Source organism: Kitasatospora sp. NPDC093558, from assembly GCF_040683475.1.
Lineage (GTDB): Bacteria > Actinomycetota > Actinomycetes > Streptomycetales > Streptomycetaceae > Kitasatospora.
Map to the genome: position 1 here is coordinate 1 of NZ_JBFBDY010000011.1, position 20,886 is coordinate 20,886.

Below are 20,886 nucleotides of genomic sequence, written 5' to 3' on the forward strand. Positions count from 1 at the left end.
CCGGGCGCTCTCGTCGTGCCGGAAGGGGGAGGGCCCGGCCTCAGGCCGAGACGGTCGGCGGCCGGACGGCGTCCTGCTCGCGGTCGGCCTGCTCCGCGGTGCCGGCCGGTGCCGCGGCGGCCCGGCGGGCCTTGAGGCGGCGGACCGGTCCCGGCGTCCAGTCCTTGAGCTTCATCGCCGGCGACTCGATCAGGTGCCAGGACAGCGCGGCCAGCGCGACCGTCCCGGCCAGCGCGCAGGCGAGGAAGACGGGCTTGCCGTACTTGGCGTAGCCGAGCATGGCCAGCGACTGCTCGACGGTGAAGCCGTAGATGTAGATGCCGTACGAGTAGTCCCGCTTGCGGCCGACCTTCTGGAACGGGCGCGGCAGCCGGATCGCGAGCCAGAACAGCAGGTACGCGAAGGCCGGGTAGCCGAACACGAAGAGCCCGCCCCACTGCAGCGTGGCCAGGAAGACCAGCACGCAGGCCAGTGCCAGGCCGTCGTTGATCGGCACGCGCTCGCGGTAGAGCTGGAAGGTCGCGCCGATCATGAAGACGAAGCCCAGGTGGACGATGTAGTGGAAGACCAGCGGGCCGAGGAACGGGACGTTGACGGCGGAGCCGAGGTCCCCGGGGATGCCGCGCCAGGCGGGCGCGTCGATCCAGTCGTTGATGATCAGGCCCCACAGCGCGACCGCCGTCAGCGGCACGAAGCGGCGTGCCCGCAGCAGCACCCCGCCGGCCGCCAGCAGGCCCACGACTATGTAGCAGAGGATCTCGTACTTCAGCGACCAGAGCGCCCCGTTGACGCTCTGGTCGAAGTTGGTGTGGCGCCGGACGCCCTCGGCGATGACGCCGGAGACGTCCCAGCCGCCGGTGAGCGAGGTGTTCCAGGTGCCGCTCAGGTACGTCTTGGGGCCGTTGGGGTGGCTCCAGAACCCGTTGAGGGTGTGGTGCTGCCACCGGTACAGCAGCGGCATGATCACCAGGGTGGAGACCACCAGTGAGCCCCAGAGCCCGGGCATGATGCGCAGCGCGCGGTGCCAGGAGTAGCGGCCGATGGTGATGCGGCGGCCGCTGCCCGTGATCATGAAGCCGGAGAGGACGAAGAAGCCGATCACGGCCATCTTCCCGAGGTCGGTCTGCTCGCCGCTGCGCTTCCACAGCGGGTCCAGGTGGCCCCAGGCCAGCGGGTAGACGTGGGAGACCACGACCGAGGAGGCCAGCAGCAGTCTCAGCAGGCCGAAGCTGTTGGCACGCCCGGAGAACAGCTCGGCCAGGGTGCCGCGGGACTGGAACAGGCTGCGCGGTCTCATGGGTTCCTCAAGGAGTGGATCGGGGCTACCCGATGGGCGGAGGCGCCGGACGGTGGCCCGTCCGGCGCCGGTGGTGGCCCTGCTGGGTTTCCCGGTCCTACGCGGCCGGGGCGGTGGCCTGGGCGGTCCAGAGCTCGCGGACGGCCTCGCGCAGGCTGCGGCGGGGGGTCCAGCCGAGGCTCTCGCGGGCGACGGTGACGTCGAGCTGCTGCCACTCGGTCTCCGGGCCGGTGCCGTCGGGGGCCGGGACCTCGGTGATCTCGGTGGGCACGCCGCTCTCCTCGATCAGGAGCTCGACGAGGTGGCGGGCGGTGGAGGCGGATCCGGTGCCGACGTTGACGACCGGCGGGGCCGAGCGGTCGGCGGCGGCCAGCAGGACGGCGTCGAGGGTGTCGGTGAGGTCGACGAAGTCGCGCAGGGCGGTGAGCGGCTGCAGCGACAGCTGAGCGGTCTCACCGGCCACGCGGGCGGCGTCGAGCTTGGCGGCCATCACGCCGAGCAGGCTGTGGCCGGGCTGGCCGGCGCCGACGACGTTGCCGAGGCGCAGCACGACGCCGCTGATCCGGCCGGCCTCGACGGCGCGCACGACGGCCTCGGTGGCGGCCAGCTTGAGCTTGCCGTACTCCATGACCGGGGCGGCCGGGTCGCTCTCGCGCTGGCTGGTGCCGACCGGGGCCATGCCGTACTCGTGGACGGTGCCGAGGTGGACCAGGTGGGCGGGGGAGGCCATGGCGGCGACGGCCTCGATGAGCCGCTCGGTGAGGACGACGTTGGCCTGGTACATCTGCTCGTCGTTCAGGCCCCACATGCCGCCGGCCGCGTTGACGACGGTGTCGATCCGCTCGCGGTCGAGCAGCGCGGTGAGCTCGGCGGGGTCGCCGCCGGAGAGGTCGAAGGCGACGAAGCGGCCGGGGGCCGGCTCGGCCGGGGCCTTGCGGGCGAGGCTGACGACCTCGGCGCCCTGCGCCAGGAGGCGGGCGCCGAGCACCCGGCCGATGAAGCCGGTGCCACCGAGGACGGCCACCCGGGCCGGTGCCGTGTGCGGAGCGGTCATTGCGGGGACTCCAGGGGGTTCGTGGGTCAGCGGGGACGGCGGGCCGTGCTGGTGGCGTTGCGAAGCAGGGCCTTCGCGCCGTCCCACTGGCCGGCGCGCATCGCGCCCGGGACCAGGGTGAGGGCGTGGATGCGGGCGGACAGGTGGATCCGGGAGGCGCGCGCCGCCCGCGACCAGCCCTGCGCGTCGAGGCGGTCGGCGGCGTCGAGGAAGTAGCGCCGGGCCTCGGTGAAGCGGGTGCCGCTGAACGCGGACGAGGAGGAGATGCTGACGGCGTGCCGGCGGTACTGGAAGGCGAGCACGTCGTCGATGACCATCTGCTCGCCGGCCTGGAGCAGGTCGATGACCAGGGCGAGGTCCTGGATGATCTCCAGGTTGTCGCGGAAGCCGGTGGTCTTCACGGCCTCGGTGCGCCAGCAGATGGACGGGAAGTACAGCCAGTTGCCCTTGAGCAGGCTGACCGCGAGGTCCTCGCCGCCCATCAGGACGCGGCCCTGCGCCTTGGGCGCGTAGATGCGGCGCTTGGACTCGTCGGCGAGCGAGGTGCTGGGCCGGCCGTCGCTGCCGATGACCTGGACGCCGGGCTGGATCATCGCGACGCCGGGGTGCTGGGCGAGGATCGAGCGGATCGTGGCCACGTAGTTGGGCAGCATGACGTCGTCGGTGCCCATGAACATCATGTGCTCGTGCTCGGCCATGCCCAGGCACTTGCGGTAGTTGCCGGTGACGCCGAGGTTCTGCTCGTTGCGGAAGTAGCGCACCCGCGGGTCGTCCAGCTCCGCGAACCACTCCGGGACCCCGGGCTCCTTGCCGTCGTCCACTACGGTCAGCCGCCAGTCCGGGTCGGTCTGGGCCAGGACGCTGCGGACCGCCTCCTGCATCAGTGCGACGTCGCCGTAGTACGGAAGCAGGATTTCCAGAGTGGTCATGGTGGAGGCACATCCGGTGGTCGGTTCGGGGCCTGCGGGCGGGAGCACGACCCCGCGGCGGGCCCATCATACTGAGCCCCGCAGGGCCCTCCGCCGACGGCGATGCCCGGACCGGGGCCGCTGCGGGCGCCGGTCCGGGCATCGGTCGTTTCAGCTGGTGCGCAGGCTTTCGGTGTAGGCCACGCACTTCTCGTAGTCCGGCAGCAGGCCGCTCGCGATGGCCTCGGCGAGCGAGGGAGCGGCGGCGTCGCGGGCCGACAGCTGGGGGGCGCCGGCGGGCCACTCGATCGCGAGGTCGGGGTCGAGCGGGTGCACCGAGTGCTCGCCGGTCGGGTTGTACGTCTCGGAGCAGACGTACGACAGGGTGGCGTCGTCGGTCAGCGCGCAGAAGCCGTGGCCGAGGCCCTCGGCGATGTACACGGACTTGCGCTCGACGTCGTCGAGGCGGACGAACTCCCACTTCCCGAAGGTGGGGGAGCCCACCCGCAGGTCGACGATCACGTCCAGGACGGCGCCGCGCACGCAGCTGACGTACTTGGCCTGGCCGGGCGGGACGTCGGCGAAGTGGATGCCGCGCACGACGTCCTTGGCCGACACCGACAGGTTGCCCTGGGCGAGCCGCAGCGGGTGGCCGACGACCTCCTCCAGGCGGTCGAAGCGGTACCACTCCATGAACAGCCCGCGCGGGTCGCCGTGCTGCTGCGGGGTGACCTCGAAGGCGCCCGGGATGGACAGTTCGCGGAACTTCACTTGGCCGCCTCCTCGTCGAGCAGCGCGACCAGGTAGTCGCCGTAGCCGCTCTTGCGCAGCGGCTCGGCCAGCTCGCGCAGCTGCTCGGTGTCGATCAGGCCGGCCCGCCAGGCGGCCTCCTCGATGCAGCCGATCTTGAAGCCCTGGCGCTCTTCGATGACCCGGACGAACTCCGAGGCCTGGACCATCGAGACGAACGTGCCGGTGTCCAGCCAGGCGGTGCCGCGGTCCAGGACGGTCACGTGCAGCTCGCCGAGCTTGAGGTACTCCTCGTTGACGGCGGTGATCTCCAGCTCGCCGCGGGCGCTCGGGGTCAGGCCGCGGGAGATCTCCACCACGCGGTTGTCGTAGAAGTAGAGGCCGGGCACGGCGTAGCGGGACTTCGGGGCGTCCGGCTTCTCCTCGATGGAGATGACCTGGCCGTGGTCGTCGAACTCGACGACGCCGTAGGCGGTCGGGTCGGCGACCGGGTAGGCGAAGACCATGCCGCCCTTGGGGTCGGTGCGCTGGGCGAGCCGGGTGCCCAGGCCGCTGCCGTGGAAGATGTTGTCGCCCAGGATCAGCGCGACCGGCTCGTCGCCGATGAAGTCGGCGCCGAGGACGAAGGCCTGGGCGATGCCCTCGGGCTTCTCCTGGACGGCGTACTCCAGCTTCAGGCCGAACTGGGAGCCGTCGCCGAGCAGACGCTGGAACTGCTCCTGGTCCTGGGGGGTGGTAATGATCAGGATCTCGCTGATGCCCGCCATGACCAGGGTCGACAGCGGGTAGTAGATCATCGGCTTGTCGAAGACCGGGAGGAGCTGCTTCGAGACAGCCCGGGTCAGCGGCCAGAGTCGGGAGCCGGTGCCGCCGGCCAAGAGGATTCCACGCATGGCACGCAGCTTATGTGAGGTCCGGGGGCGCTTCGGAAGCCCCCGTCGGCCCGGGGTCGGGGGTTCGATTCGCCCCGGTAGACTGCCCGCACTATGCGCATCCTCGTCACCGGCGGCGCCGGCTTCATCGGTTCAGAGTTCGTCCGCCAGCTGCTCGGCGCCGACGCAACGGATCAGATCACCGTCTTCGACAAGCTCACCTACTCGGGCGTCGAGGCCAACCTGGCCCCGGTCGCCGCCCACAGCGGCTACACCTTCGTGCGCGGCGACATCTGCGACGCCGACGCCGTCGACCAGGTGATGCCCGGGCACGACGTGGTCGTGCACTTCGCGGCCGAGTCGCACGTCGACCGCTCGATCGAGGGCGCCGGCCCGTTCGTGGTGACCAACGTCCTCGGCACCCAGGTGCTGCTGGACTCGGCCCGCAAGCACGGCGTCGCCCGCTTCGTCCACGTCTCCACCGACGAGGTGTACGGCTCGATCTCCGAGGGCTCGTGGACCGAGGAGTGGCCGCTCGCCCCGAACTCCCCGTACTCCGCCTCCAAGGCCGGCTCCGACCTGCTGGCGCTCGCCTACCACCGCACCCACGGCATGGATGTGGTGGTCACCCGCTGCTCCAACAACTACGGGCACTACCAGTTCCCGGAGAAGGTCATCCCGCTGTTCACCACGAACCTGCTGGACGGCAAGAAGGTGCCGCTGTACGGCACCGGCGGCAACATCCGCGACTGGCTGCACGTCTCCGACCACTGCCGCGGCATCGAGCTCGCCATGCGCAAGGGCCGCGCCGGCGAGGTCTACAACATCGGCGGCGGCACCGAGCTGACCAACAAGGAGCTCACCGAGCTGCTGCTGCAGGCCGCCGGCGCCGACTGGTCCTCGGTCGAGCCGGTCGCCGACCGCAAGGGCCACGACCTGCGCTACTCGCTGGACATCACCAAGATCAGCGAGGAGCTCGGCTACGCCCCGCAGGTCCGTTTCGAGGACGGCCTCGCGGCCACCATCGCCTGGTACCGCGAGAACCGCGCCTGGTGGGAGCCGCTGAAGGCCAAGGCCGCGCTGCGATGACGAACCCGGTGGCCAAGCTGCTGGGGGCGCTGCCCCCCGGCGTGCGGCTCGTCGCGGGGGGCACCGTCGTGCTCGGTGCCTCCTCGTACATCTTCCTGGCGCTCGCCGGGCACGGCTTGGACACCACGCAGGTCGCCGGCGTCTCGATGCTGTGGACGCTGGTCATGTCGGTCGGGTACGGGCTGTTCTCGCCGGTCGAGCTGGAGCTCAACCGGCTGGTGGCCGCCCGCGACGTGGCCGGCCACGGCCCCGGCCCGGCCATCCGCCGGGTGCTGCTCGCCACCGCCGCCGTGCTGGCCGTCGTGCTGGCCGGCGTCGCGGTGGCGGCCCGCCCGATCGCGGACCGCTTCTTCTCCGGCGACATCGGCCTGGTGGCCGGCATGGGCGGCGCGCTGGTCGGCCTGGCCGTCAGCTCGGTGGCCCGCGGCGCGCTGGCCGGCCTCGGCCGGTTCGGCGCGTACGGCCTCCAGCTGGGCGTCGACGGCGGCCTGCGGATCGGCCTGGCCGCGCTGATCCCGCTGTTCGGCGTGCACTCCGCGTTCGCCTTCAGCCTGATCCTCGTCGTGGCGCCGCTCGCCGCCTCGGTGATCGGGATGCGCTCGGTGCTCGCCGACCGCCGCGGCGGCCCGGCCCCGGCCTGGCGCGACGTCGTCACCGGGCTCGGCCTGCTGACCGGCTCGACGCTGCTCGCGCAGCTCATGGTCAACGCCGCGGTGGTGAGCGTGGGCGTGCTGTCGCCGTCCTCCAAGGCGCTGATCGCCGCGCTGCTCAACGCGGTGGTGCTGGCCCGGGTGCCGCTCTTCGCGTACGCGGCCATCCAGGCCTCGCTGGTCTCCTCGCTGTCCGGGGCAGCGGCGGCCGGCAACCACGCCGAGTTCCGCAAGGTCCTGCTGCGCACCGGCGGCATCGTCGCGCTGATGTGCACCGCGGCCGGCGTGCCGACGGTGATCCTCGGCCCGTGGGCGATCCGGCTGTTCTTCAAGGCCCAGGACGTGCTCGGTCCGCTCGACTTCCTGTGGCTGTCGCTCGGCACGCTCTGCTACATGCTCGCGACGGTCTTCGGGCAGGCGCTGCTCTCGCTCGGCCGCCACCAGCGGCAGCTGCTGTCCTGGCTCGCCGGCACGGTGGTGCTCGTCGCCGTGACCGCGGCGCCGGGGGCGATCGCCACGCGCGTCGAACTGGCCTACCTGGCTGGTGCCGCGGTCAGCGCGGCTGCCATGCTATGGGCGCTGGCCCGGTCCCTGTCGGCTCCGGTCGCGACCGCGGTGGAGCCGGGTGCAACCATGGCGGCGCGCCAGTCGTCAGAAGTCTGACACCATCTGCGCGGCCCCCGGACAACCGGCGGCGGCAGTCCGTTCCGCCAGGCCTTTTAAACTGTCATTGCTTTCGCCACGCCACACAGCCGCTGAAAGGCGCTCCCCGTCGTGCATCTCACCGTCATCACTTCGATCACCGGCGTGCTGGTGCTCGTCTACATCCTGGAGCTGCTGCGCCGACAGCAGCTCCGGGAGAAGTACGCGGCGATCTGGCTCGCGATCGGCGTCGTCGTCGCGCCGCTCGGGTTCTTCCCCACGATCCTGGACTCCACCGCCCGCCGGCTCGGCATCGCCTCCGGCGTCAGCCTCGTCCTGTTCGCGGGCTTCATCCTGGTGCTGATGGTCTCGCTGCACCTGAGCTGGGAGGCCTCCCGGCTGGAGGCCGAGACCCGCACGCTGGCCGAGGACGTCGCGATGATGCGCGCCTACCTGGCCGAGCACCACGACTACCCGATCGCGCGCAGCAACAACGACGCCGCCAAGGCGAACGACCCCGGGGTGACGGCATGATCGACGGCAAGCGGGTACTGATCATCCTCCCGGCCTGGAACGAGGCCGAGGGGCTGCCCAAGATCCTCCGGGAGATCCAGCAGAAGCTGCCCGGCGTCGACACCCTGGTCGTCGACGACGGCTCGGTGGACGACACCGCCGCCGTCGCCGCGGCGAACGGCTCCAAGGTCGCCCAGCTGCCCTACAACCTGGGCGTCGGCGGCGCGATGCGCTTCGGCTACCGCTACGCGCACCTGCACGACTACGACATCGCGCTGCAGTGCGACGCCGACGGCCAGCACGACCCGTCCTACGTGCCGTCGCTGATCGCCAAGCTGGACGAGGCCGACCTGGTCATCGGCGCCCGCTTCGCCGGCGAGGGCTCGTACAAGGTGCGCGGCCCGCGCTCCTGGGCGATGAAGCTGCTCTCGGTGGTGCTGTCCCGGGTCGCCCGCACGCGGCTGACCGACACCACCTCGGGCTTCAAGGCCTGCAACAAGCCGATGATCGAGTTCTTCTCGCAGTGGTACCCGGTGGAGTACCTGGGTGACACGATCGAGAGCATGGTCGGCGCCGCCCGCTGCGGCTTCGTGATCCGCCAGGTGCCGGTCGCGATGCGCGAGCGGACCACCGGTACGCCCAGCGCCTCCCCGATCAAGGCGACGATCTACCTCGCCCGGGCCGGCCTGGTCCTGCTGCTGGCGATGATCCGCCGGATGCCCAAGCACCTCAAGCTGATCCAGCCCGCCACCAAGAAGGCCGCGGCCCCGCGGCGCGAACTGGCCGGCCGACGCTGATCACGGCGCGTGACCGCCGGGCCCGAACCCGTGAGTGAGCGGGTGGGGCCCGGCATCGCCTTGCTAGCGTGGCGGGCGTGAACGTCCCGTCGGCATTCCGGGGGCGTTCCGTGGCGACCGGATGTCCCCCGGCCGGCGCCCGCAGACCTCGCTCGCCCCGTCGAGCCGGCCCGACCTGCGGCAGAGTGCCGCTTCACGGAAGCGAATAGACATGACGGATTTGGCACCGGACGTCGTCGGCGCCCCCTCCAGCACGCCCGACGGCGCCAGAGGCGCGTCGACCGGCGGGACGTCGACGGCCCGGCCGGGCGGCCGCTTCGACCGGTGGACGGAGAAGCGCTGGTTCCTCCCGCTGGGGGAGGGCGTGGTCAGCGTCGTCGTCGCCCTCGGGTTCATGCTGCTGTGCACCCACATCAGCGTCAACCCCACCACCCGCATCGGGCAGGTCAGCGGCCTCGCCAAAATCCAGCAGTACGCGGCGCTGCTCGGCATCCCGCTCCTCGCGGTCCTGCTGTTCCTCGCCTACCGCGGCACGCTGCGCTACTACCAGGTCGCGCAGCGCCTGGCGTGCGCGGCCATCGCGGGCCTGGGCACCGGCGTCGTGGCCGGCGGCATAGTGGTCGCGCTGCACGGCACCCCGTGGGGCCTGGGCGGCCAGGAGGGCGACCCCGGCAACCTCATGGGCATGGCCAACGACATGATGCGCGGCAAGGGCCTGCCGGGGGTCTACCCCCCGCTGTTCCCCGCCCTGCTCGCGGTCTGGGCCAAGCTCTTCCACAACGGCATCGCCGGCGTGGGCCACGCCCTCAAGGACCTCCAGCTGATCCTCAGCGCGCTGGTCGGGCCGATGGCCTACCTCTCGTGGCGGATGCTGCTGCGCCCGTTCTGGGCGATGGCGGTCGCGGTGCCGACCTCGATCGTCTTCCTCGACCCGATCCGCCCGTACAGCCACGGCTCCATGCTGGTGCTGCTGCCGCTGCTGGCCGCCTGCTTCCGTGAGATCCGTCGCGCCGACGAGCTCTCGACCCGTTCGGCGCTGCTGCGCGGGCTCGGCTTCGGCATCGCGTTCGGCGTGATGTTCCTCTGGTACTCGGGCTGGTACCTGTGGGCCGCGCCGGGCTCGTTCATCCTCGGCCTGATGCTGTTCCCGTGGCGCCGCGGCCGGGCCGCGATCAAGCGCGCGGTCCTCTTCCTCGGCGCGATGCTGGTCACCGCCGCCGTGATCGGCGCGCCGCTGCTGTACCAGCTGGTCCGCCTGGGTGCCACGACGATGGACCGCTACGCGTACATCAACACGTACATCGACCCGGCGTACGTCATGGGCTGGGCGTCCGACCGCTCCGGCCCCCTGACGTACCACAACTGGCCGGAGTCGGGTGAGCTGGCCGGCCAGACCGGCTTCGGCGTGCTGCTGCTCCTGGGCGTGGGCATCGGCGTGGGCCTCGGCCTGCGCAACATCGCGGTCCGCACCGCGGGCTTCGTGCTCGCCGGCGCCTGGCTGCTGCGCTTCTGGTTCGCCTCCCACATGGAGCACAACCAGGCCGTCCAGCTGTACCCGCGCACCACCTGGATCATCTTCTACTGCCTGATCATCCTGGCCGTCCTCGGCGTGATGCTCACGTACGAGCGCGGCTTCGGCTGGATCCGCGGCACGCTGAAGGAGGTCGCCCCGGCCCGGGCGGCCCGGATCTCGCCGCGCGTGATGGCCCAGCTGGCCGCCGGTCTGGTCTGCGCGATCGCCCTGTTCGCCACCATGGGCGGCTCGTGGTCGGCCAACCGCTTCATGCCGTCCACCAACCCGGGCGTCGAGGACATGGGCCTGGACGCGCTGCGCGCCCACCTGCAGCAGCTGGACAACGGCAAGTGCCCCAAGTACTCGCCGAACAACGGCGTCCGGGCCTGCAACCCGATCAACATGGGGCTGTCCGAGTACACGTTCGGGCCGGACCAGAAGAAGCTCTACTGCGCCAACGCGGCCTCCAAGGAGTACGACGTCGTGTGCGGCCGCCCGCCGAAGGACTGACCACCGACGGGTGACGATCGGGGCCGGTGAGGTGCACCTCACCGGCCCCGATTGGCATCCGGGCTGCTCCATGTGGCAGTATGTCCAAGTTGCTCGGTTGAGTGCCGATGCTGCGCGCCTCCCGCCGGGAGGACTGGAAGCGAGTCCCATGTACTCGTCGTTCCCGTGATGGCCGTCAAGCGTGAGTTCTACGCCACGGCAGCTGCGGGGCGAAAGTACGGGAATCTTCCGGGAAGCGTGAGCGGGGCCTCGGCCCGGCTGCCCCTCACCCCGAAAGTTTGAAACCGACGAGTTCTTCGCCGGTTTTTTGCAAGCGCGAGTGCGACACGCCCGAGCGCGGGGGTCGGAGAGGGAGTCGTGCAGTGACTAAGGACAAAGGACTACTGAGTAGCCATGGCGGGACAGAAGATCCGCATCCGGCTCAAGGCCTACGACCACGAGGTCATCGACTCCTCGGCGAAGAAGATCGTCGAGACGGTGATCCGTACTGGTGCGCAGGTCGCGGGCCCGGTGCCGCTGCCCACTGAGAAGAACGTGTACTGCGTCATCCGCTCGCCGCACAAGTACAAGGACTCGCGCGAGCACTTCGAGATGCGTACTCACAAGCGTCTGATCGACATCCTCGACCCCACGCCGAAGACGGTTGACTCGCTCATGCGTCTCGACCTGCCGGCGGGCGTCGACATCGAGATCAAGCTCTGAGAGGCGCACCGAAGATGGCTAAGCAGATTAAGGGCATCCTGGGCGAGAAGCTCGGCATGACCCAGGTCTGGGACGAGAACAACCGGATCGTTCCGGTGACCGTCGTCAAGGCTGGGCCCAATGTCGTGACCCAGGTCCACACCGCCGACAGCCCGGCCGGCTACGACGCCGTCCAGATCGGCTTCGGCGAGATCGACCCCCGCAAGGTGAACAAGCCCCTCGCGGGTCACTTCGCCAAGGCCGGTGTCACCCCGCGCCGTCACCTGGTCGAGCTCCGTACCTCGGACGCCTCCGAGTACACCCTGGGCCAGGAGATCACCGCCGAGCTGTTCGAGGCGGGTGTCAAGGTCGACGTGACCGGCACCTCCAAGGGCAAGGGCTTCGCCGGTGTCATGAAGCGTCACAACTTCAAGGGCCTCGGCGCCGGTCACGGCACCCAGCGCAAGCACCGCTCGCCCGGTTCCATCGGTGGCTGCGCCACCCCGGGCCGCGTGTTCAAGGGCCTGCGCATGGCTGGTCGGATGGGCCACGAGCGTGTCACGACCCAGAACCTGACCGTGCACGCGGTCGACGCGGAGAAGGGTCTGCTGCTCATCAAGGGCGCCGTCCCGGGCCCGAACGGCGGCCTCGTCCTCGTCCGCACCGCGGCGAAGGGGCTGTGAGGAAATGAGCACCATTGACATCCTGTCGCCGGCTGGCGACAAGACCGGCAGCATCGAGCTGCCGGCCGAGATCTTCGACGCGAAGGTCAGCGTTCCGCTGATGCACCAGGTCGTCGTGGCGCAGCTCGCTGCGGCCCGTCAGGGCACCCACAAGACCAAGACTCGTGGCGAGGTCCGCGGTGGCGGCAAGAAGCCGTACCGCCAGAAGGGCACCGGCCGCGCCCGTCAGGGCTCGACCCGTGCGCCGCAGTTCGCCGGCGGTGGCGTCGTGCACGGTCCCGTGCCGCGCGACTACTCGCAGCGGACCCCGAAGAAGATGATCGCCGCCGCCCTGCGCGGTGCGCTCACCGACCGGGCCCGCCACAACCGCATCCACGTCATCACCGACGTGACCGCGACCGAGGCGCCGTCGACCAAGGCCGCCAAGAGCCTGTTCGGCAAGATCACCGACCGCAAGAACGTCCTCCTGGTCGTCGAGCGTGCGGACGAGCTGGGCCTCAAGTCCGCTCGCAACCTGCCGAACGTGCACATCCTGGACGCCGGTCAGCTGAACACCTACGACGTGCTCGTCTCCGACGATGTGGTCTTCACCCAGGCCGCCTTCGAGCGTTTCGTGGCCGGTCCGGCCGCGTCCGCCAAGGCCGTTGCCGCTGAGGGCGAGCTCGAAGGGAGCGCCGCCTGATGAGCGACGTTACGAGCAAGACGTTCACGGACCCCCGTGACGTCCTGGTGAAGCCGGTCATCTCGGAGAAGAGCTACTCGCTCCTCGACGAGAACAAGTACACGTTCATCGTGTCGCCGGGCGCCAACAAGACCCAGATCAAGCAGGCCGTCGAGGCGGTCTTCTCGGTCAAGGTCGAGGCTGTCAACACGATCAACCGTCAGGGCAAGCGCAAGCGCTCCAAGACGGGCTTTGGCAAGCGCAAGGACACCAAGCGCGCCATCGTGACGCTGGCCGAGGGCAACCGCATCGACATCTTCGGTGGTCCGGTCTCCTGAATCGGGAGATCGTGATCGTCGATTAGGACGAGGACGAGAGAGCCAAATGGGCATCCGCAAGTACAAGCCGACTACGCCGGGCCGTCGTGGCTCCAGCGTGGCCGACTTCGTAGAAATCACGCGGTCCACCCCGGAGAAGTCGCTGGTTCGCCCGCTGCACAGCAAGGGCGGCCGCAACAACGCCGGTCGTGTCACCGCTCGCCACCAGGGTGGCGGTCACAAGCGCGCCTACCGCGTGATCGACTTCCGTCGTCACGACAAGGACGGCGTGCCGGCCAAGGTCGCACACATCGAGTACGACCCGAACCGCACCGCGCGCATCGCGCTCCTGCACTACGTGGACGGCGAGAAGCGCTACATCATCGCGCCGCGCGGCATCGCGCAGGGCGACCGGATTGAGAACGGCCCCGGCGCCGACATCAAGCCCGGCAACAACCTGCCGCTGCGCAACATCCCGGTCGGTACCACCATCCACGCGGTGGAGCTGCGTCCCGGCGGCGGTGCCAAGCTGGCCCGCTCCGCGGGTTCCGGCATCCAGCTGCTGGCGCGTGAGGGCAAGATGGCGCACCTGCGCATGCCCTCCGGTGAGATCCGTCTGGTCGACGCGCGCTGCCGCGCCACCGTCGGCGAGGTCGGCAACGCCGAGCAGTCGAACATCAACTGGGGCAAGGCCGGCCGCATGCGCTGGAAGGGCGTCCGCCCGACCGTGCGTGGTGTCGCCATGAACCCGATCGACCACCCGCACGGTGGTGGTGAGGGTAAGACCTCCGGTGGTCGCCACCCGGTCTCGCCGTGGGGTAAGCCCGAGGGCCGCACCCGTCGCCCGAACAAGGCGTCGGACAAGCTCATCGTGCGCCGCCGCAAGACCAACAAGAAGCGCTAGGAGCAGGTCAGATGCCGCGCAGTCTTAAGAAGGGCCCCTTCATCGACGGCCACCTCATCAAGAAGGTGGACGCTCAGAACGAGGCGGGTACTCAGAACGTCATCAAGACCTGGTCCCGTCGTTCCGTGATCTCCCCGAGCATGCTCGGTCACACGATCGCGGTTCACGATGGCCGTAAGCACGTCCCGGTGTTCGTCACCGAGTCGATGGTCGGCCACAAGCTCGGCGAGTTCGCTCCGACCCGTACCTTCCGTGGCCACGTGAAGGAAGACCGGAAGTCGAAGCGCCGCTAAAGAGCCCATCAGTGGCCCCTGGCCACGGGCTGAGCTTGCGCGCCAAAAAGACTCAATGACTTACTCCATTAAGGGGACAACCATGGAAGCCAGGGCTCAGGCGCGGTACATCCGCGTGACGCCCATGAAGGCCCGCCGCGTGGTGGACCTCATCCGTGGCATGAATGCCACGGAGGCCCAGGCCGTCCTGCGTTTCGCTCCGCAGGCCGCCACCGTGCCGGTCGGCAAGGTGCTCGACAGCGCCATCGCCAACGCCGCGCACAACTACAACCACTCCAACGTGGACGACCTCTACATCTCCGAGGCGTACGTTGACGAGGGCCCGACCCTGAAGCGGTTCCGTCCGCGTGCCCAGGGCCGCGCCTACCGGATCCGCAAGCGGACCAGCCACATCACCGTGGTCGTCAGCAGCAAGGAAGGGACCCGGTAATGGGCCAGAAGGTTAACCCGCACGGGTTCCGCCTCGGCATCAGCACGGACTTCAAGTCCCGCTGGTACGCCGACAAGCTGTACAAGGACTACGTCAAGGAAGACGTCGCCATTCGTCGCATGATGACGAAGGGCATGGAGCGCGCCGGCATCTCCAAGGTCGAGATCGAGCGCACCCGCGACCGCGTCCGCGTTGACATCCACACCGCTCGCCCCGGCATCGTCATCGGTCGCCGTGGCACCGAGGCCGACCGCATCCGCGGCGACCTCGAGAAGCTGACCGGCAAGCAGGTCCAGCTGAACATCCTCGAGGTCAAGAACCCCGAGCTGGACGCCCAGCTCGTGGCTCAGGGCGTCGCGGAGCAGCTGTCCTCGCGCGTCTCCTTCCGCCGTGCCATGCGCAAGTCGATGCAGGGCACCATGAAGTCCGGCGCCAAGGGCATCAAGGTCCAGTGCTCCGGTCGTCTCGGCGGCGCCGAGATGAGCCGTTCGGAGTTCTACCGCGAGGGTCGCGTGCCGCTGCACACCCTGCGTGCGAACGTCGACTACGGCTTCTTCGAGGCCAAGACCACCTTCGGCCGCATCGGCGTGAAGGTCTGGATCTACAAGGGCGACGTCAAGAACATCGCCGAGGTCCGCGCTGAGAACGCCGCTGCCCGCTCGGGCAACCGCCCGGCCCGTCCCGAGGGTGGTCGTCCCGCCCGCGGTGGCGAGCGTCGCGGTGGCGAGCGCGGTGGCCGCGGCCGTCGTCCCGCCGCTGCCGAGGCCCCCGCGGCCCCGGCCGTCGAGGCTCCGGCTGCAGAGAACACCGGAACGGAGGCCTGACCCAAATGCTGATCCCCCGTCGGGTCAAGCACCGCAAGCAGCACCACCCGAAGCGCCGCGGCGCTGCCAAGGGTGGCACCGAGCTGGCGTTCGGCCAGTTCGGCATCCAGGCCGTGACCCCGGCCTACGTGACGAACCGTCAGATCGAGTCCGCTCGTATCGCGATCACCCGTCACATCCGTCGTGGCGGCAAGGTCTGGATCAACATCTACCCGGACCGCCCGCTCACCAAGAAGCCGGCCGAGACCCGCATGGGTTCCGGTAAGGGTTCGCCGGAGTGGTGGATCGCGAACGTGCACCCGGGTCGGGTCATGTTCGAGCTGTCGTACCCGAACGAGAAGGTTGCTCGCGAGGCGCTCACCCGCGCCGCGCACAAGCTGCCGATGAAGTGCCGGATCGTCCGGCGCGAGGACGGTGAGAGCTGATGTCGGCCGCTACCAAGGCTGCTGAGCTTCGCTCGCTGGACAACGAGGGTCTCGTTGCCAAGCTGCGCGAGGCCAAGGAGGAGCTGTTCAACCTCCGCTTCCAGGCGGCGACCGGGCAGCTCGACAACCACGGACGGCTCAAGCTCGTCCGCAAGGACATCGCGCGGATCTACACCCTGATGCGCGAGCGCGAGCTGGGCATCGAGACGGTGGAGAACGCCTGATGACTGAGAACACCAACGAGACGCGCGGTTTCCGCAAGACCCGTGAGGGTCTCGTCGTCAGCGACAAGATGGACAAGACCGTCGTCGTCGCCGTCGAGGACCGCGTCAAGCACGCTCTGTACGGCAAGGTCATCCGCCGTACGAACAAGCTGAAGGCGCACGACGAGCAGAACGCGTGCGGCGTCGGCGACCGGGTCCTCCTCGCGGAGACCCGCCCGCTGTCCGCCACCAAGCGCTGGCGCGTCGTCGAGATCCTCGAGAAGGCCAAGTAACGAAGCCGATGAGGTACGGCCGTATGTGCACCGGGTCCCCCTGGGACGCCGGTGTGAGCAGCGGCCGGCCCGTCGACTCTCGTTGACGATCAGGAGAAAGCTGTGATCCAGCAGGAGTCGCGACTGCGTGTTGCCGACAACACTGGTGCCAAGGAGATCCTTTGCATCCGTGTTCTCGGTGGCTCCGGTCGCCGCTACGCCGGCATCGGGGACGTCATCGTCGCGACCGTCAAGGACGCGATCCCCGGTGGTTCGGTGAAGAAGGGTGACGTCGTCAAGTGCGTCGTCGTCCGCACCGTCAAGGAGCGTCGTCGTCCGGATGGCTCGTACATCCGTTTCGACGAGAACGCCGCTGTCGTGCTGAAGAACACCGAGGGTGACCCCCGTGGCACCCGCATCTTCGGCCCGGTGGGCCGCGAGCTGCGCGACAAGAAGTTCATGAAGATCATCTCGCTGGCGCCGGAGGTGCTCTAACCCATGGCGAACAGCATGAAGATCAAGAAGGGTGACCTGGTCCAGGTCATCACCGGCAAGGACAAGGGCAAGCAGGGCAAGGTCATCCAGGCCCTGCCGGCTGAGAACAAGGTCCTGGTCGAGGGTGTCAACCGGGTCAAGAAGCACACCAAGCCGGGTCCGGGTACCCAGGGTGGCATCGTGACCGTCGAGGCCCCGGTGCACGTCTCCAACGTCCAGCTGGTCGTGGAGAAGGACGGCAAGAAGGTCGTCACCCGCGTCGGCTACCGCTTCGACGACCAGGGCAACAAGATCCGCGTTGCCAAGCGGACCGGTGAGGACATCTGATGTCTGAGACGACTGTTGAGAAGGTGGCCCCCCGCCTCAAGGAGCGTTACAACTCCGAGATCAAGGGCCAGCTGCAGGAGCAGTTCTCGTACGAGAACGTCATGCTGATCCCCGGCCTGGTCAAGGTCGTGGTCAACATGGGTGTCGGCGAGGCCGCCCGTGACAGCAAGCTGATCGAGGGCGCGATCAAGGACCTGACCGCGATCACCGGTCAGAAGCCGGCCGTGACCAAGGCCCGCAAGTCCATCGCGCAGTTCAAGCTGCGCGAGGGCCAGCCGATCGGCACCCACGTCACCCTCCGTGGTGACCGTATGTGGGAGTTCCTGGACCGTCTGGTGTCGCTGGCCCTGCCGCGCATCCGTGACTTCCGTGGCCTCTCCCCGAAGCAGTTCGACGGCCGTGGCAACTACACCTTCGGTCTGACCGAGCAGGTTATGTTCCACGAGATCGACCAGGACAAGGTCGACCGTCAGCGCGGTATGGACATCACCGTCGTGACCACCGCTCAGACCGACGACGAGGGCCGGGCGCTCCTGCGCGCTCTGGGCTTCCCGTTCAAGGAGGCGTGAGCCAATGGCGAAGAAGTCCCTCATCGCGAAGTCCGAGCGCAAGCCGAAGTTCGGCGTCCGGGCCTACACCCGGTGCCAGCGCTGCGGCCGTCCGCACTCGGTGTACCGCAAGTTCGGCCTGTGCCGTGTCTGCCTTCGTGAGATGGCGCACCGCGGCGAGCTGCCGGGCGTGACCAAGAGCTCCTGGTAGTCCTCTCTCCGTAGAGGGCCAGAGTTCTAGGCACCGCCAGCGACGCAGAGGTGCCCGACCCCACATCGCCCCGTTTTGGGCTCCCGTACGGATTCCCGTAAGGTTGTGGGGTCGGGCCCCCTGCCACGGCTTCCCCATGGATGTCCGTGGCCCTTCCTTGGAAGGGCTCGCACCCAGTCTTACTACGTCGTAGGTCCCCTGCGCTTGTGCCCCTGACGCACTCGTTCCGAGTGCGGTGGGGGGACCTGGTGCGGAGAAACCACGGCGAGAGAGGCCTGAGGCCATCATGACCATGACCGACCCCATCGCAGACATGCTCACGCGTCTGCGTAACGCGAACTCGGCGTACCACGACTCTGTCGCGATGCCGTCGAGCAAGATCAAGGCGCACGTCGCCGAGATCCTGCAGCAGGAGGGGTACATCTCCTCCTACAAGGTTGAGGAGCCCACCGAGGGCGAGGTCGGCAAGAAGCTGACCATCGAGCTCAAGTTCGGCCCCAACCGTGAGCGCTCCATCGCCGGCATCAAGCGCATCAGCAAGCCGGGTCTGCGTGTTTACGCAAAGTCCACCAACCTGCCCAAGGTGCTCGGTGGCCTCGGCGTGGCGATCATCTCCACGTCGTCCGGCCTCCTGACCGACAAGCAGGCCGCCAAGAAGGGCGTAGGCGGAGAAGTTCTCGCCTACGTCTGGTAATTCGGGAAACGGAGGTACAGCAATGTCGCGCATTGGACGGCTGCCCATCCAGGTCCCCGCTGGCGTGGACGTCACCATCGATGGCCAGACGGTCGCGGTGAAGGGCCCCAAGGGTTCCCTCACCCACGTTGTCGCTGAGCCGATCGAGATCGGCAAGGGCGAGGACGGCACCGTGCTCGTCTCCCGCCCGAACGACGAGCGTCGCTCGAAGGCCCTCCACGGCCTGACCCGCACGCTGGTGGCGAACATGATCACCGGCGTGACCGCGGGCTACCGCAAGTCGCTGGAGATCAGCGGTGTTGGTTACCGAGTCACGGCGAAGGGCTCCGACATGGAGTTCGCGCTGGGCTACAGCCACCCGATCCTGGTCACCGCGCCGGAGGGCATCTCCTTCGTCGTCGAGTCGCCCACCAAGTTCCACGTGGACGGCATCGACAAGCAGAAGGTCGGCGAGATCGCCGCCAACATCCGCAAGCTGCGCAAGCCCGACCCGTACAAGGCCAAGGGCGTCAAGTACGCGGGCGAGGTCATCCGCCGCAAGGTCGGAAAGAGTGGTAAGTAAGCGATGAGTGTCTCTGTCAAGATCGGCAAGGGCAACGCCTACAAGAGCGCCGCTCGCAAGCGCCGCGCGATCCGCGTTCGCAAGCGCGTCGTCGGCACCGAGGTGCGTCCGCGTCTCGTCGTGACGCGCTCGAACCGTCACATGGTCGCCCAGGTCATCGACGACGCCAAGGGTCACACCCTGGCGTCGGCGTCCACCCTCGACGTGTCCATCAAGGGCGCCGAGGGCGACAAGACCGAGCTGGCCAAGAAGGTCGGGAGCCTGGTCGCCGAGCGCGCCAAGGCCGCCGGCATCGAGTCGGTCGTCTTCGACCGCGCGGGCAACCGGTACGCCGGCCGCATCGCCGCCCTGGCGGACGCGGCCCGCGAGGCCGGGCTCGACTTCTAAGCCGCTCGTCGACTCAGTCGACGGACGTAATCGAGAGAGGTAATTCCAATGGCTGGACCCCAGCGCCGCGGTAGCGGCGCCGGCGGTGGCACCGGCGGTGGCGAGCGGCGCGACCGTAAGCGTGACGACCGGGGCAACGCCCCCGCCGTCGAGAAGACCGCTTACGTCGAGCGCGTTGTCGCGATCAACCGTGTCGCCAAGGTTGTCAAGGGTGGTCGTCGTTTCAGCTTCACCGCGCTGGTCGTGGTGGGCGATGGCGATGGCACCGTGGGTGTTGGTTACGGGAAGGCGAAGGAGGTTCCGGCCGCCATCGCCAAGGGTGTTGAGGAGGCCAAGAAGAACTTCTTCAAGGTCCCCCGTATCCAGGGCACCATCCCGCACCCCATCCAGGGTGAGAAGGCCGCCGGCGTCGTGCTCCTGAAGCCCGCCGCCCCCGGTACCGGTGTTATCGCCGGTGGTCCGGTGCGCGCCGTCCTGGAGTGCGCCGGCATCCACGACATCCTGTCGAAGTCGCTCGGCTCGGACAACGCGATCAACATCGTGCACGCCACCGTGGCTGCTCTGAAGGGCCTCGTTCGCCCCGAGGAGATCGCCGCCCGTCGTGGCCTGCCGCTGGAGGACGTGGCCCCCGCCGCTCTGCTGCGGGCGCGTGCTGCTGGGGTGAGCGCCTGATGGCTCGCCTGAAGATCACGCAGACCAAGTCGTACATCGGCAGCAAGCAGAACCACCGTGACACCCTGCGTTCGCTTGGTCTCAAGCGCATGCACGACGTCGTGGTGAAGGAGGACCGTCCCGAGATCCGCGGGATGGCCCACACGGTCCGTCACCTGGTGACGGTTGAGGAGGTGGACTGATCATGGGCGACAACCCGATCAAGATCCACAACCTGCGTCCCGCCCCGGGTGCCAAGACCGACAAGATCCGCGTGGGTCGTGGTGAGGGTTCCAAGGGTAAGACCGCCGGTCGTGGTACCAAGGGCACCAAGGCCCGCTACCAGGTTCCGCAGCGCTTCGAGGGTGGCCAGATGCCGCTCCACATGCGTCTGCCGAAGCTGAAGGGCTTCAAGAACCCGTTCAAGATCACGTTCCAGGTCGTCAACCTCGACAAGCTGGCCGAGCTCTACCCGCAGGGTGGCGAGGTCACGGTCGAGGACCTGGTCGCCAAGGGCGCGGTTCGCAAGAACTCCCTCGTCAAGGTGCTCGGCACCGGCGAGATCTCGGTCGCGCTGCAGGTGACGGTCGACGCCGTCTCCGGCTCCGCCGCCGAGAAGATCACCGCCGCTGGCGGTACGGTCACCGAGCTCGTCTGAGCCCGCTGACCACAGCTCCGAACCCCGCACTTCCTCCGGGAGGTGCGGGGTTCGTGCTTTTCCGG

At 68.9% G+C, this 20,886-nt stretch carries 31 protein-coding genes; 26 read left to right on the plus strand and 5 right to left on the minus strand.

What is annotated here, in order from left to right:
• Positions 1–40: 40 nt before the first annotated feature.
• From AB0O00_RS02520 to rfbA, 5 genes are all read right to left on the minus strand, one after another.
• Positions 41–1,297, minus strand: coding sequence for an acyltransferase (locus tag AB0O00_RS02520; protein WP_363648266.1), 1,257 nt, complete (start codon positions 1,295–1,297; stop codon positions 41–43).
• A gap of 97 nt (positions 1,298–1,394) precedes the next feature.
• Positions 1,395–2,351, minus strand: a complete 957-nt coding sequence (locus AB0O00_RS02525) for an NAD(P)-dependent oxidoreductase (RefSeq protein ID WP_363648267.1) — start codon at positions 2,349–2,351, stop codon at positions 1,395–1,397.
• Positions 2,352–2,377: 26 nt separating this feature from the next.
• Positions 2,378–3,280, minus strand: a complete 903-nt coding sequence (locus tag AB0O00_RS02530; RefSeq protein ID WP_363648268.1) for a glycosyltransferase family 2 protein — start codon at positions 3,278–3,280, stop codon at positions 2,378–2,380.
• A 150-nt stretch (positions 3,281–3,430) separates the two neighbouring features.
• Complete coding sequence (locus AB0O00_RS02535) at positions 3,431–4,030, minus strand: dTDP-4-dehydrorhamnose 3,5-epimerase family protein (RefSeq protein WP_363648269.1); 600 nt, start codon at positions 4,028–4,030, stop codon at positions 3,431–3,433.
• Entirely contained in the window at positions 4,027–4,902 is an 876-nt protein-coding gene (gene rfbA, locus AB0O00_RS02540) for a glucose-1-phosphate thymidylyltransferase RfbA (RefSeq protein WP_363648270.1), read from the minus strand. Before rfbA ends, AB0O00_RS02535 begins: the two co-directional genes overlap by 4 nt.
• A 93-nt stretch (positions 4,903–4,995) precedes the next feature.
• Here rfbA and rfbB point away from each other — a divergent pair, with 93 nt between their 5' ends.
• From rfbB to rplO, 26 genes are all read left to right on the plus strand, one after another.
• Positions 4,996–5,970 (plus strand): dTDP-glucose 4,6-dehydratase, encoded by a 975-nt coding sequence (gene rfbB, locus AB0O00_RS02545; protein ID WP_363648271.1) that lies wholly within the window; start codon positions 4,996–4,998, stop codon positions 5,968–5,970.
• Positions 5,967–7,283 carry a hypothetical protein gene (locus AB0O00_RS02550; protein ID WP_363648272.1) on the plus strand — a complete coding sequence of 439 codons (1,317 nt, stop codon included), beginning with the start codon at positions 5,967–5,969 and terminating at the stop codon, positions 7,281–7,283. The genes rfbB and AB0O00_RS02550 overlap by 4 nt, the downstream gene beginning before the upstream one ends.
• 111 nt (positions 7,284–7,394) lie before the next feature.
• Complete coding sequence (locus AB0O00_RS02555) at positions 7,395–7,796, plus strand: DUF2304 domain-containing protein (RefSeq protein WP_359962256.1); 402 nt, start codon at positions 7,395–7,397, stop codon at positions 7,794–7,796.
• Positions 7,793–8,572 (plus strand): glycosyltransferase family 2 protein, encoded by a 780-nt coding sequence (locus AB0O00_RS02560; RefSeq protein WP_363648273.1) that lies wholly within the window; start codon positions 7,793–7,795, stop codon positions 8,570–8,572. The genes AB0O00_RS02555 and AB0O00_RS02560 overlap by 4 nt, the downstream gene beginning before the upstream one ends.
• Before the next feature lie 211 nt (positions 8,573–8,783).
• Positions 8,784–10,595: a hypothetical protein gene (locus AB0O00_RS02565; protein WP_363648274.1), complete on the plus strand. Its 1,812-nt coding sequence runs from the start codon at positions 8,784–8,786 to the stop codon at positions 10,593–10,595.
• A 393-nt stretch (positions 10,596–10,988) separates the two neighbouring features.
• Complete coding sequence (rpsJ, locus tag AB0O00_RS02570) at positions 10,989–11,297, plus strand: 30S ribosomal protein S10 (protein ID WP_012785157.1); 309 nt, start codon at positions 10,989–10,991, stop codon at positions 11,295–11,297.
• Between the two features lie 14 nt (positions 11,298–11,311).
• The gene (gene rplC / locus AB0O00_RS02575) at positions 11,312–11,959 is read left to right on the plus strand and encodes a 50S ribosomal protein L3 (RefSeq protein WP_030263524.1); all 648 of its coding nucleotides are present in this window, start codon (positions 11,312–11,314) and stop codon (positions 11,957–11,959) included.
• 4 nt (positions 11,960–11,963) lie between these two features.
• Positions 11,964–12,641, plus strand: a complete 678-nt coding sequence (gene rplD, locus AB0O00_RS02580; protein ID WP_350573998.1) for a 50S ribosomal protein L4 — start codon at positions 11,964–11,966, stop codon at positions 12,639–12,641.
• Positions 12,641–12,958 carry a 50S ribosomal protein L23 gene (rplW, locus tag AB0O00_RS02585; RefSeq protein ID WP_030280768.1) on the plus strand — a complete coding sequence of 106 codons (318 nt, stop codon included), beginning with the start codon at positions 12,641–12,643 and terminating at the stop codon, positions 12,956–12,958. The genes rplD and rplW overlap by 1 nt, the downstream gene beginning before the upstream one ends.
• Positions 12,959–13,004: 46 nt before the next feature.
• The gene (rplB, locus tag AB0O00_RS02590) at positions 13,005–13,841 is read left to right on the plus strand and encodes a 50S ribosomal protein L2 (RefSeq protein WP_363648275.1); all 837 of its coding nucleotides are present in this window, start codon (positions 13,005–13,007) and stop codon (positions 13,839–13,841) included.
• Positions 13,842–13,852: 11 nt separating this feature from the next.
• On the plus strand, positions 13,853–14,134 hold the full coding sequence (gene rpsS, locus AB0O00_RS02595) for a 30S ribosomal protein S19 (protein WP_030280772.1): 282 nt from the start codon (positions 13,853–13,855) through the stop codon (positions 14,132–14,134).
• An 82-nt stretch (positions 14,135–14,216) separates the two neighbouring features.
• Positions 14,217–14,564, plus strand: a complete 348-nt coding sequence (gene rplV, locus AB0O00_RS02600) for a 50S ribosomal protein L22 (RefSeq protein WP_030280773.1) — start codon at positions 14,217–14,219, stop codon at positions 14,562–14,564.
• Positions 14,564–15,388, plus strand: a complete 825-nt coding sequence (gene rpsC / locus AB0O00_RS02605; protein WP_097237487.1) for a 30S ribosomal protein S3 — start codon at positions 14,564–14,566, stop codon at positions 15,386–15,388. Before rplV ends, rpsC begins: the two co-directional genes overlap by 1 nt.
• 5 nt (positions 15,389–15,393) lie before the next feature.
• Positions 15,394–15,813 carry a 50S ribosomal protein L16 gene (gene rplP / locus AB0O00_RS02610; protein WP_030232476.1) on the plus strand — a complete coding sequence of 140 codons (420 nt, stop codon included), beginning with the start codon at positions 15,394–15,396 and terminating at the stop codon, positions 15,811–15,813.
• On the plus strand, positions 15,813–16,037 hold the full coding sequence (rpmC, locus tag AB0O00_RS02615; protein ID WP_030232478.1) for a 50S ribosomal protein L29: 225 nt from the start codon (positions 15,813–15,815) through the stop codon (positions 16,035–16,037). Before rplP ends, rpmC begins: the two co-directional genes overlap by 1 nt.
• On the plus strand, positions 16,037–16,309 hold the full coding sequence (gene rpsQ / locus AB0O00_RS02620; protein WP_030280777.1) for a 30S ribosomal protein S17: 273 nt from the start codon (positions 16,037–16,039) through the stop codon (positions 16,307–16,309). The genes rpmC and rpsQ overlap by 1 nt, the downstream gene beginning before the upstream one ends.
• Before the next feature lie 102 nt (positions 16,310–16,411).
• Entirely contained in the window at positions 16,412–16,783 is a 372-nt protein-coding gene (rplN, locus tag AB0O00_RS02625) for a 50S ribosomal protein L14 (protein ID WP_030232481.1), read from the plus strand.
• Positions 16,784–16,798: 15 nt separating this feature from the next.
• Positions 16,799–17,110 carry a 50S ribosomal protein L24 gene (rplX, locus tag AB0O00_RS02630; protein WP_270151185.1) on the plus strand — a complete coding sequence of 104 codons (312 nt, stop codon included), beginning with the start codon at positions 16,799–16,801 and terminating at the stop codon, positions 17,108–17,110.
• A complete protein-coding gene (rplE, locus tag AB0O00_RS02635) occupies positions 17,110–17,679 on the plus strand; it encodes a 50S ribosomal protein L5 (RefSeq protein WP_350573995.1) in 570 nt (189 codons plus the stop codon). Before rplX ends, rplE begins: the two co-directional genes overlap by 1 nt.
• 4 nt (positions 17,680–17,683) lie before the next feature.
• Entirely contained in the window at positions 17,684–17,869 is a 186-nt protein-coding gene (locus AB0O00_RS02640) for a type Z 30S ribosomal protein S14 (protein WP_030055830.1), read from the plus strand.
• Between the two features lie 286 nt (positions 17,870–18,155).
• Positions 18,156–18,563 carry a 30S ribosomal protein S8 gene (gene rpsH, locus AB0O00_RS02645; RefSeq protein WP_196949336.1) on the plus strand — a complete coding sequence of 136 codons (408 nt, stop codon included), beginning with the start codon at positions 18,156–18,158 and terminating at the stop codon, positions 18,561–18,563.
• A 22-nt stretch (positions 18,564–18,585) separates the two neighbouring features.
• Positions 18,586–19,125, plus strand: coding sequence for a 50S ribosomal protein L6 (gene rplF / locus AB0O00_RS02650; protein WP_363648276.1), 540 nt, complete (start codon positions 18,586–18,588; stop codon positions 19,123–19,125).
• Between the two features lie 3 nt (positions 19,126–19,128).
• Positions 19,129–19,512, plus strand: a complete 384-nt coding sequence (rplR, locus tag AB0O00_RS02655; RefSeq protein WP_030280785.1) for a 50S ribosomal protein L18 — start codon at positions 19,129–19,131, stop codon at positions 19,510–19,512.
• Positions 19,513–19,560: 48 nt separating this feature from the next.
• On the plus strand, positions 19,561–20,184 hold the full coding sequence (gene rpsE / locus AB0O00_RS02660) for a 30S ribosomal protein S5 (protein WP_030055834.1): 624 nt from the start codon (positions 19,561–19,563) through the stop codon (positions 20,182–20,184).
• A complete protein-coding gene (gene rpmD, locus AB0O00_RS02665) occupies positions 20,184–20,366 on the plus strand; it encodes a 50S ribosomal protein L30 (protein ID WP_030055835.1) in 183 nt (60 codons plus the stop codon). The genes rpsE and rpmD overlap by 1 nt, the downstream gene beginning before the upstream one ends.
• A complete protein-coding gene (rplO, locus tag AB0O00_RS02670) occupies positions 20,366–20,821 on the plus strand; it encodes a 50S ribosomal protein L15 (RefSeq protein ID WP_097237491.1) in 456 nt (151 codons plus the stop codon). The genes rpmD and rplO overlap by 1 nt, the downstream gene beginning before the upstream one ends.
• Positions 20,822–20,886: the final 65 nt, after the last annotated feature.

Coding starts and splice junctions, on each gene's coding strand:
- AB0O00_RS02520 (WP_363648266.1), bottom strand. CDS start 1,297: ATGAGACCGCGCAGCCTGTTCCAGTCCCGCGGCACCCTGGCCGAGCTG.
- AB0O00_RS02525 (WP_363648267.1), bottom strand. CDS start 2,351: ATGACCGCTCCGCACACGGCACCGGCCCGGGTGGCCGTCCTCGGTGGC.
- AB0O00_RS02530 (WP_363648268.1), bottom strand. CDS start 3,280: ATGACCACTCTGGAAATCCTGCTTCCGTACTACGGCGACGTCGCACTG.
- rfbA (WP_363648270.1), bottom strand. CDS start 4,902: ATGCGTGGAATCCTCTTGGCCGGCGGCACCGGCTCCCGACTCTGGCCG.
- rfbB (WP_363648271.1), top strand. CDS start 4,996: ATGCGCATCCTCGTCACCGGCGGCGCCGGCTTCATCGGTTCAGAGTTC.
- AB0O00_RS02550 (WP_363648272.1), top strand. CDS start 5,967: ATGACGAACCCGGTGGCCAAGCTGCTGGGGGCGCTGCCCCCCGGCGTG.
- AB0O00_RS02560 (WP_363648273.1), top strand. CDS start 7,793: ATGATCGACGGCAAGCGGGTACTGATCATCCTCCCGGCCTGGAACGAG.
- AB0O00_RS02565 (WP_363648274.1), top strand. CDS start 8,784: ATGACGGATTTGGCACCGGACGTCGTCGGCGCCCCCTCCAGCACGCCC.
- rpsJ (WP_012785157.1), top strand. CDS start 10,989: ATGGCGGGACAGAAGATCCGCATCCGGCTCAAGGCCTACGACCACGAG.
- rplC (WP_030263524.1), top strand. CDS start 11,312: ATGGCTAAGCAGATTAAGGGCATCCTGGGCGAGAAGCTCGGCATGACC.
- rplD (WP_350573998.1), top strand. CDS start 11,964: ATGAGCACCATTGACATCCTGTCGCCGGCTGGCGACAAGACCGGCAGC.
- rplW (WP_030280768.1), top strand. CDS start 12,641: ATGAGCGACGTTACGAGCAAGACGTTCACGGACCCCCGTGACGTCCTG.
- rplB (WP_363648275.1), top strand. CDS start 13,005: ATGGGCATCCGCAAGTACAAGCCGACTACGCCGGGCCGTCGTGGCTCC.
- rpsS (WP_030280772.1), top strand. CDS start 13,853: ATGCCGCGCAGTCTTAAGAAGGGCCCCTTCATCGACGGCCACCTCATC.
- rplV (WP_030280773.1), top strand. CDS start 14,217: ATGGAAGCCAGGGCTCAGGCGCGGTACATCCGCGTGACGCCCATGAAG.
- rpsC (WP_097237487.1), top strand. CDS start 14,564: ATGGGCCAGAAGGTTAACCCGCACGGGTTCCGCCTCGGCATCAGCACG.
- rplP (WP_030232476.1), top strand. CDS start 15,394: ATGCTGATCCCCCGTCGGGTCAAGCACCGCAAGCAGCACCACCCGAAG.
- rpmC (WP_030232478.1), top strand. CDS start 15,813: ATGTCGGCCGCTACCAAGGCTGCTGAGCTTCGCTCGCTGGACAACGAG.
- rpsQ (WP_030280777.1), top strand. CDS start 16,037: ATGACTGAGAACACCAACGAGACGCGCGGTTTCCGCAAGACCCGTGAG.
- rplX (WP_270151185.1), top strand. CDS start 16,799: ATGAAGATCAAGAAGGGTGACCTGGTCCAGGTCATCACCGGCAAGGAC.
- rplE (WP_350573995.1), top strand. CDS start 17,110: ATGTCTGAGACGACTGTTGAGAAGGTGGCCCCCCGCCTCAAGGAGCGT.
- AB0O00_RS02640 (WP_030055830.1), top strand. CDS start 17,684: ATGGCGAAGAAGTCCCTCATCGCGAAGTCCGAGCGCAAGCCGAAGTTC.
- rpsH (WP_196949336.1), top strand. CDS start 18,156: ATGACCATGACCGACCCCATCGCAGACATGCTCACGCGTCTGCGTAAC.
- rplF (WP_363648276.1), top strand. CDS start 18,586: ATGTCGCGCATTGGACGGCTGCCCATCCAGGTCCCCGCTGGCGTGGAC.
- rplR (WP_030280785.1), top strand. CDS start 19,129: ATGAGTGTCTCTGTCAAGATCGGCAAGGGCAACGCCTACAAGAGCGCC.
- rpsE (WP_030055834.1), top strand. CDS start 19,561: ATGGCTGGACCCCAGCGCCGCGGTAGCGGCGCCGGCGGTGGCACCGGC.
- rpmD (WP_030055835.1), top strand. CDS start 20,184: ATGGCTCGCCTGAAGATCACGCAGACCAAGTCGTACATCGGCAGCAAG.